The organism is Burkholderia sp. E168m23, from assembly GCF_016586125.1.
In the GTDB taxonomy this organism is placed as follows: Bacteria; Pseudomonadota; Gammaproteobacteria; order Burkholderiales; family Burkholderiaceae; genus Burkholderia; species Burkholderia orbicola.
Genome location: NZ_BCPP01001380.1, coordinates 1 through 1,293, shown reverse-complemented (window position 1 = coordinate 1,293; position 1,293 = coordinate 1). Strand labels below are relative to the sequence as shown.

The 1,293-nt window shown below is 69.1% G+C and carries 1 protein-coding gene; it reads left to right on the top strand.

Translation table 11 applies throughout. The annotated features are described in order from the left end of the window. Position 1: 1 nt before the first annotated feature. Positions 2-1,293 (top strand): potassium-transporting ATPase subunit KdpB (gene kdpB / locus JMF90_RS37470; RefSeq protein ID WP_201326380.1); only part of this gene is annotated, 1,292 nt, incomplete at its 3' end.

Below are 1,293 nucleotides of genomic sequence, written 5' to 3'. Positions count from 1 at the left end.
CATGTTCGATCCGGCGCTGCTGCGCCCGGCGATCGTGGATTCGTTCAAGAAACTCACGCCGCGCACGCAGTTCCGCAACCCGGTGATGTTCTGCGTGTACGTCGGCAGCATCCTCACCACGATCCTGTGGATCGCCGCGCTCGCCGGCCAGGCCGAGGCGCCCGCGGGCTTCATCCTCGCGGTCACGCTGTGGCTGTGGTTCACCGTGCTGTTCGCGAACTTCGCCGAAGCGCTCGCCGAAGGGCGCTCGAAGGCGCAGGCCGCGTCGCTGCGCAGCGCGAAGAAGGACGTGATGGCGAAGAAGCTGAACGAGCCGCATCCGAAGTCGCCGATCCGCATCACGACCGCGTCCGACCTGCGCAAGGGCGACGTGGTGCTGGTCGAGACCGGCGACGTGATCCCGGCCGACGGCGAGGTCGTCGACGGCGTCGCGTCGGTCGACGAGTCGGCGATCACCGGCGAATCCGCGCCGGTGATCCGCGAATCGGGCGGCGATTTCTCGTCGGTGACGGGCGGCACGCGCGTGCTGTCCGACTGGATCGTCGTCAAGGTCACCGCGAACCCCGGCGAGGCGTTTCTCGACCGGATGATCGCGATGGTCGAAGGCGCGAAGCGCAAGAAGACGCCGAACGAGGTCGCGCTGACGATCCTGCTCGTCGCGCTGACGATCGTGATGCTGCTCGCGACCGCGACGCTGCTGCCGTTCTCGATGTTCTCGGTCGACGCGATGAAGGCCGGCCACGTGGTGACGATCACCGCGCTCGTCGCGCTGCTCGTGTGCCTGATCCCGACGACGATCGGCGGGTTGCTGTCCGCGATCGGCGTGGCCGGGATGAGCCGGATGATGCAGGCGAACGTGATCGCGACGTCGGGCCGCGCGGTGGAAGCGGCCGGCGACGTCGACGTGCTGCTGCTCGACAAGACCGGCACGATCACGCTCGGCAACCGCCAGGCGTCGACGTTCGTGCCGGCGCCGGGCGTGACCGAGGAAGCACTGGCCGATGCCGCGCAACTGTCGTCGCTCGCGGACGAAACGCCGGAAGGGCGCAGCATTGTCGTGCTCGCGAAGGAGCGCTTCAACATCCGCCAGCGCGACATGGCGCAACTGCACGCGACGTTCCTCGGTTTTTCCGCGCAGACGCGGATGAGCGGCGTCGACCTGCCCGGCCGCGAGATCCGCAAGGGCGCGGCCGACGCGATCCGCCGCTACGTCGAAACCCACGGCAGCCGCTTCCCCGAAGAAGTGCGCCGCGCGGTGGACGACGTCGCGCGCCGCGGCAGCACGCCGCTCGT